General features: G+C 65.0%; 8 protein-coding genes. 2 read left to right on the top strand and 6 right to left on the bottom strand.

Annotated features, from left to right (window positions below; translation table 11 throughout):
* Window positions 1-201 precede the first annotated feature (201 nt).
* Genes AC1D34_RS32815 through AC1D34_RS32800 form a run of 4 tightly spaced genes read right to left on the bottom strand, consistent with a single transcriptional unit; the run spans window position 202 to window position 4,004 of the window.
* Window positions 202-1,449 (bottom strand): NADH-ubiquinone oxidoreductase-F iron-sulfur binding region domain-containing protein, encoded by a 1,248-nt coding sequence (locus AC1D34_RS32815; protein ID WP_476826496.1) that lies wholly within the window; start codon window positions 1,447-1,449, stop codon window positions 202-204.
* Window positions 1,446-3,068, bottom strand: a complete 1,623-nt coding sequence (locus tag AC1D34_RS32810; RefSeq protein WP_476826495.1) for an FAD-binding protein — start codon at window positions 3,066-3,068, stop codon at window positions 1,446-1,448. Before AC1D34_RS32810 ends, AC1D34_RS32815 begins: the two co-directional genes overlap by 4 nt.
* On the bottom strand, window positions 3,065-3,745 hold the full coding sequence (locus AC1D34_RS32805) for a 4Fe-4S dicluster domain-containing protein (protein WP_441508797.1): 681 nt from the start codon (window positions 3,743-3,745) through the stop codon (window positions 3,065-3,067). The genes AC1D34_RS32810 and AC1D34_RS32805 overlap by 4 nt, the downstream gene beginning before the upstream one ends.
* 31 nt (window positions 3,746-3,776) lie before the next feature.
* Window positions 3,777-4,004, bottom strand: coding sequence for an anion permease (locus tag AC1D34_RS32800; protein ID WP_476826494.1), 228 nt, complete (start codon window positions 4,002-4,004; stop codon window positions 3,777-3,779).
* 442 nt (window positions 4,005-4,446) lie between these two features.
* Between AC1D34_RS32800 and AC1D34_RS32795 the strand changes: the two genes are divergently transcribed.
* Window positions 4,447-4,584 (top strand): hypothetical protein, encoded by a 138-nt coding sequence (locus tag AC1D34_RS32795; protein WP_441508799.1) that lies wholly within the window; start codon window positions 4,447-4,449, stop codon window positions 4,582-4,584.
* Here AC1D34_RS32795 and AC1D34_RS32790 read toward each other — a convergent pair.
* On the bottom strand, window positions 4,568-4,789 hold the full coding sequence (locus AC1D34_RS32790) for a DUF982 domain-containing protein (protein ID WP_476826493.1): 222 nt from the start codon (window positions 4,787-4,789) through the stop codon (window positions 4,568-4,570). The two genes, AC1D34_RS32795 and AC1D34_RS32790, sit on opposite strands and share 17 nt — an antisense overlap.
* 66 nt (window positions 4,790-4,855) lie before the next feature.
* On the opposite strand from AC1D34_RS32790, the gene AC1D34_RS32785 reads away from it, so the two are divergent.
* A complete protein-coding gene (locus tag AC1D34_RS32785) occupies window positions 4,856-5,053 on the top strand; it encodes a hypothetical protein (protein ID WP_441508801.1) in 198 nt (65 codons plus the stop codon).
* A gap of 896 nt (window positions 5,054-5,949) precedes the next feature.
* Here the strand turns inward: AC1D34_RS32785 and AC1D34_RS32780 are convergent.
* The gene (locus AC1D34_RS32780) at window positions 5,950-6,147 is read right to left on the bottom strand and encodes a response regulator (protein WP_441508802.1); all 198 of its coding nucleotides are present in this window, start codon (window positions 6,145-6,147) and stop codon (window positions 5,950-5,952) included.
* Window positions 6,148-6,259 lie beyond the last annotated feature (112 nt).

Raw genomic sequence — 6,259 nt, 5'->3', positions numbered from 1 at the left:
GCCCAAGGACGACTGAATCAGAACCTCAAGCTCGCAGCAACGCTGACTTCTTCAACACAATCGGCCCATAGTGGTCATCCATCCAACATTGAAGGCAACCGGCAAGCAGTAGCAAATGTTGGATATCAGACCGCTCAGACACGTAAGAAGCCGAGTGAAATTAGCGCGAGGCCCCGCTGCTGGCGTCCCGAAATGCCGCACTCAGTGCTTCAGCGCGTGCCTATACTCCTCGCCAAACGTGGACAGTGAACTGGCAAGCACCGTCGCCGCGCCATCCAYCAGGCCGCAACGGCCGGAACCAGGCAGCAGCTGCGTGAGATTCTCAAGGGCCGCAAGATCACTCGGCCGCCCGGCGCCGGACTCGATACGTTCGAGAATGCGCGAAACCTGATTCGTGCCGATTTTGCAGGAGGGGCATTGACCGCAGGAATTGGCGGCGAAGAAAGCGACGTATTCCGCCGTCTTGCGCAGGATGCTAGTGCCTTCGCCAACTACGATCATCGCACCCGTGCCGAGCCGCGAGCCACGCGCCYGCAGGCTGTCGAAATCCAGCGCCACGTCGAGATCGCTGGCCGTCAGCAGCGTGTTGGAAGGACCGCCGGTGAAGACGGCCTTGAACCCCTTATCCGCGAGCATCCCGCCGCCATGGCCGAACACCAGGTCGCGCAGGGAGGTGCCCATGGGCAGTTCGTGCAGGCCGGGGCGCATCACGTCACCGGACAGCGAATAGAGCTTGGTTCCCACCGCATCGCCGAGGCCGAGCCCCCGATACCACGCAGCGCCCCGGCCCAGGATGTGCGTCGCATGGGCGAAGGTCTCGACATTGTTCAGCAGCGTCGGCGCGCCGTTCACGCCCTTCTCGGCGGGGAAGGGCGGCTTGAGCGACGGGAAGGGAAAGCCGCCCATCACGCTGGCCACCGCGGCCGTCTCTTCGCCGCCGACATAAAGGCCGGAGCTGGGACTGATATGGATTTGCACGGGCATCCCGATCGCCTCGTCGACGCGCGCGAGGAGGGGATGCTGGCGCCACGCCGCGGACGCGGCCTGCAGCATTTCCACCGCGGCGGTTTCGCGCGGATTGACGTAGAGGGCGATCCTGTTCGCCTTGACCGCTATCGCCCCGATGAGCGCGCCCTGGATCACCTGGTGGGGCGTGCGGGAGAGCAGGAAGCGGTCCTTGAAGGTGCCTGGCTCATCCTCATTGCCATTGCAGATGATCCATTTCCCGCCTCCCTCCGGGCAGGGCGGCTGGGCAGCCACGGCGGCCCATTTGCGATGCGTCGGAAAGCCAGCGCCGCCCAGACCGCGCAGCCCGGCGGCTTCCAGGGCGGGAATGATGCCGGCCGGGTCCGACAGGGCACGCTCCAACCCTTCACCGCCGCCCGCCGCGAGCCAGCCGGCGAGATCCGGACCGACCTGGATGGCCTCGGCGGTGAGCACGGCGGTCATGTGGCGATCGACCTGTCAGTGGTGGCGTCGAAATTGCCGTAGGGCGGAAAGATCATCGGCGACTTGCGGCTGAGTGGCAGGCCCTGCACCACAAGGGCGCGGCGCCAATTGGCCAGGTGCGCGAGGCCGACGTTACGCGGCCGCTCCCCCCGTGCGTCGGCCGCGGCACTGGCACCGGCGTGGCGGCCGAACGCCACCAGTTCCAGCAGCGCGTTGCCCATCATGCGGTTGCGTCCGTGCAGTCCGCCGGTCACCTCGCCGGCACACAGCAGGCCGGGGACGGCCGTGCGGCCCTTCGGGTCGATCACCACACCGCCATTCTGGTAGTGCAGGGTCGGACGGATCAGGAAGGGTTCCTCGGCCGGGTCGAAGCCGCCGCGATGCGCGAGGTGGAGCAGCGTTACGAGGCTTTTCTCCAGGATGCCGGGCTTCGCCTGTTCCAGGGACGGCGTGTCAAGAAAGACGCCGGTCTTGCCATCGCGGCCAATGCCCCGGCCCTCGGCGATCTCGCGCAGGACCGCTGAGGCCACGATGTCGCGTGGCTGCAATTCATCCACAAAACGCTTACCCCGGCCGTTCACTAGATAGGCGCCGGAGGAGCGCGCCGCCTCGCTGACCAGCGCGCCTTCCATGTGCGGCGGCCAGGCGATGCCAGTAGGGTGGTACTGGAAGCTGTCCACCTCGCGCAGCGCAGCCCCGAGGCGATAGGCCAGCGCCAGCCCGTCCGCCGTGGCGCCGTAGTGATTCGAGGTCGGAAACCCCGCGAGGTGCAGCCGCCCCGCGCCGCCGGTGGCCAATACCACCGCCCCGGCGCGCGCCAGCACCGCGCGGCCGCGGGCGAAGTCGTGCAAGACCGCCCCGGCACAGCGGCCGCGATCGTCGCTCAGCAATTCCAGCGCCGGATGGCGGTCGAGAAGGGTGATCCCCGGCTGCAGCAGGGTCGCCTCCCGCAGCGCCCGCATCAGTTCCAGCCCGGTGAAGTCTCGATAGGACAGCAGCCTGGCCGCGGTGGCGCCGCCGGGCTTCTTGCGCAGCAGCGTACCGCCCATGCGTTGGCTGTTCTCGGTGAGGTCGAAGTTCATCCCCTCCTGGATCAGCCAGCGGATGGCGGAAGGTCCGTCTGCGACCAGGGCCGCCACCAATGCCTTGTCGGCGGTGAAATGGCCCGCGCGCAGCGTGTCCTCGAAATGGCGTTGCAGGCTATCCTCGGCGCCCACTGCGGCCTGGATGCCGCCTTCGGCCATGACGGTGTTGCTGTCTCCGATGCGGAGCTTGGTGGCGAGCAGCACGCGCGCCCCGGCACGGGCGGCGGTTAATGCCGCCACGCAGCCAGCTCCACCACCGCCGATCACCAGCACATCGGCGTCCAGGGTCGGAGCGCCGGCGATGTCCACATCCTCCAGCAGCGAATCCGCCTGCAGCAGGTCAGCCAGGATGGCCGGGCATTCCTGGCCGGCGCTGACGCCGACCCGCAGCGTCACCATGGCGCCCGGCTGGCGGTCAGGGTGGTAGCCGGCCAGCAGGTACTGCACCGGCAGGTCCAGCGCCTTGGCCGGGGCGGGGGCGGCGGCTCGCCAAGCCTCCACGGCCTGCGCATGCGGAATGCCGGCGGCGCTCAAGCAACGGACTCCGCGGGGGGCGGATTGGCGCCGGGCGCGTCGAAGTCAATCGGCTGCCGGCCTTCCCTGATCTCGTGCAGGCGCATGATCAGGTCCGACGGGCGCAGTGTGAGGGAGGCGCGCATCCGCCGCACGAACTGGCCCAGATGCGCCGGGTCGATATGCTCGGGGCAGGCGGCGACGCAGAGGTCACAGAGCACGCAGTGATCGAACAGCCCCGCCGCCGCGTCGGTCTGGCCCATGACGGCCAGATCGACCATGCGCTGCACCTCGATCCCCTTAGGGCAGGCGTGGTCGCAGCCGCCGCAGTGGCGGCAATGCTTGGCTTCGGGGAAGACGGCGCCGATCTGCTCGATGGCTGTCCAGCTGTCGGTGAGGAGTTGCAGGTCGTAGCCATGCGCGCGGCGAGCCGGGAAATGGTCGATGAAGGCGACTTGCATGCCCTCCTCGGCCAGCATCTCGCAGGCGAGCGCCGTGCTGGCCAGCCGCTCGCCCGGGCGGCGCACCAGAACCCGGCAGGCACCACAGACCCCCTGGCCCAGGCAGCCCACATTCTCGGTGAGCGGCAGGCCGGCCCCGATCCAGGCCTGGAGCAGGGAGACGCCCCTGGTCGCCCGGATGGCATGGCCGTCGAAGGTGAAGCCAACGCCATCGGACGGTGCGGCATCGTCGGCCATGCGGGTCTCTCCTCTTCATCCATCATCCGGTTCACCCGAGGCCCAGTATCCTCCACCAGGTGGTGCCGAGCACCGCGTAGATGATAAGCTCCCCAACGCACGTGATGAAGCCGACGCGCCACCAGGTGCCCAACGGCACATAGCCGCTTCCGAAGATGATGGGCGAGGTGCCGGTGGCGTAGTGCGTCAGTGTCATCATGATGCTCGAGCCGGCCACCATCAAGAGCAGGATCGGTATCACATAGTCGGGCGGCACCACGCCGACCCACGGTCAGGAAGGCGATGGCGCTGATGTGCGCCGTCGTGCTGGCGAAGACGTAGTGCGAGAAGACAAAGAGCAGCACGAGCAGCGTCGCGGCCAGCTCCCATCCCATGCCGGCGGCCACGATGCCGTTCTTCATGGCCGAGCAGCTGAACGAGACGGACATCATCCCCTGGTTCTCCGAGCTGATGCTGGCGAGGCCGATCTGATCGCGCGCAAATGGCTCGTGGCGGACGATCAAGGGAAAGGCCGGATCACATTGTCTAACAGGTCAGGTCGTGCTGACCGCCATGCGTGACGATGGGCGCACTCCCTAGGGGTCGGGCGCGTCCGTCACGCCAAATTTAGGCCTTGGATTGGCGTGACGCCATCGTGACTTTTTCATTCGCGTCACGCTCAGAAATTGCCTGAGCTGGCAGGTTTTATTGGGGTTTTCAGCATGTCCGGCCGCTTCGGCGGCGGGAAATGGGAGTGTACCGAACACCCCGACTGCTGCACGCTCGAATGGACCAAGGCGCATGTCGAGAAGCAGTTCCTCCGCTGGCTCCGCAGGGCCAAGCTCAGGGAGGCGGCATGACGATCAGTTTGCCATTCGCCCGCGCTGCCGCCTCGAATGCGGCTCGCACGTCCATGGGTGACTTGCCGCCTTCCAAGCAGCTCATGACGATCAGGACTGCTGCCTGCCAGTTCGGGGTCTGGTCGTTCCATTCGAGTAGCAGATCGGCAGCCCGCTCGACCGAGGTGACGGCGTAGCAAACGCCCGGCTTCCTCGTCTCGACCACGACTTCAGGCCASAACCAGTGCCAGRCCCGCATGACCAACCCCCCGCACGATTGAGGATTAGGAAGATGACTCCCGTCCAGGAAGCCCTGCTGCTTGAACTCGCCCGCAGTACCGCCCAGACGCAGCTCGTGCTCGCGATGCTGATCAGAACGACCTGTGAAAGCTACATGAACCCCGTCGCCTACCAGATGAACGCGGAATTGCTCCAAAGGGAAGAGTGGCTGCGCGACACCATCACTCGAGTGACAAGAGAAGAACGGTAACTGCCCGAAACAATCTCGGCCGGTGATGTACAATTAATCGCAAATGCCAGTCCCCCGCGTTGTTCGATGTCGGAAGCACCGGTTAAAAGCGGGTCGGCATTAGTCTCGTGCCTCACGCAAAACGAGCCCGGCCAGCGCGTACGCATGGAGTACTCCGGTCCGAGCTGTGATCCGCAAGGCTCTGGCGAGAGCCAATTGGGGGGCAACGCGCCCCGTGAACCACATCCACAGCGCCAGAGCGACCATCTGGACTGCGATGAGGGCCATCTAGCCGTTGGTGGGGCCGAAGCTGGGGTGCGTGTTGTCAGTCGACATGGATACACAATTAGCAGGCATTCTCACCCGCCTAATCGTCGGTGGGAACGAAAGTCTCCCCGCGTTGCTTCGAGCCTCTCGCGGCGTGTCTTTCCCACGTTTGGCTTGGCGCGGCAAACGGCTGGCGCGTTGACGCTCTAAGTTTCGGCGTGCTGTTTGCCACGAAGTGCCTTATTCTGTCGTCTCGCGCTCTTTAAGCAGCTGGTTGAGCAGGTCCTGTTGATCGTTGATCCTGTTCGCTATGGCTTCTTCCGCGGCGGAACCAGACGTGGCAGTGGCTCGCTCCATCAGATCTGCGATATTCCTTCGGAGGACCATAATCTGGATATCGAGCTTCAGTTTGGACGCGATATCAGGTATTGGGCGGCTCGATCGCATCGGTCTATGCTCAACACATCGTTTGATGTTACGGGCAACGTCATGAGCTTAATCGAACTAACCCCAATGGAACATGCGAGATCACGCCAAGCATTTGCTGGTTCCCCCAAAGAAGCGGAACGTCCTGCCATTTGCGTATGGCGCATCCGGTGGCCCGTGAGGAAAATGACGGGCAATCGTGACCCGGCTTCGTTCAGGCGGAGCTAAATATTGGGCCCGCTTACGCCCGGAATATCGACGCCGAGCAGAATGCAGCCGTCCGTTCCTTCGTCGGGAAGCTGATCCAGGAGCTCGGCTCCGGTCCCGTAAGATTTCGTCTGGAAGCCGGAGGCTTCGAGCAAGCGAACCATTGCGGTTCTGAAGGACGTGTCATCATCGACCAGGTAGATATTGGCTGGCATGGAGGCCCTTCATGTCTTCATGGCGGGGAGATGGATATGGAAGGCGACCCCGCCATCATCGCGGTTGGCCACCCAGATCCGCCCGCGATGCGCGAGAATGATCTTCCTGCTG

This window comes from Allobosea sp. P1_A7, from assembly GCF_056406775.1.
The sequence above is the reverse complement of the archived record's forward strand: the minus strand, read 5'-3'. Positions and strand labels throughout refer to the sequence as shown.

What these genes read in the sequence shown, in the direction of transcription:
- AC1D34_RS32805 (WP_441508797.1), bottom strand. Translation starts at nt 3,745, where the DNA reads ATGGCCGACGATGCCGCACCGTCCGATGGCGTTGGCTTCACCTTCGAC.
- AC1D34_RS32780 (WP_441508802.1), bottom strand. Translation starts at nt 6,147, where the DNA reads ATGCCAGCCAATATCTACCTGGTCGATGATGACACGTCCTTCAGAACC.
- AC1D34_RS32795 (WP_441508799.1), top strand. Translation starts at nt 4,447, where the DNA reads ATGTCCGGCCGCTTCGGCGGCGGGAAATGGGAGTGTACCGAACACCCC.
- AC1D34_RS32785 (WP_441508801.1), top strand. Translation starts at nt 4,856, where the DNA reads ATGACTCCCGTCCAGGAAGCCCTGCTGCTTGAACTCGCCCGCAGTACC.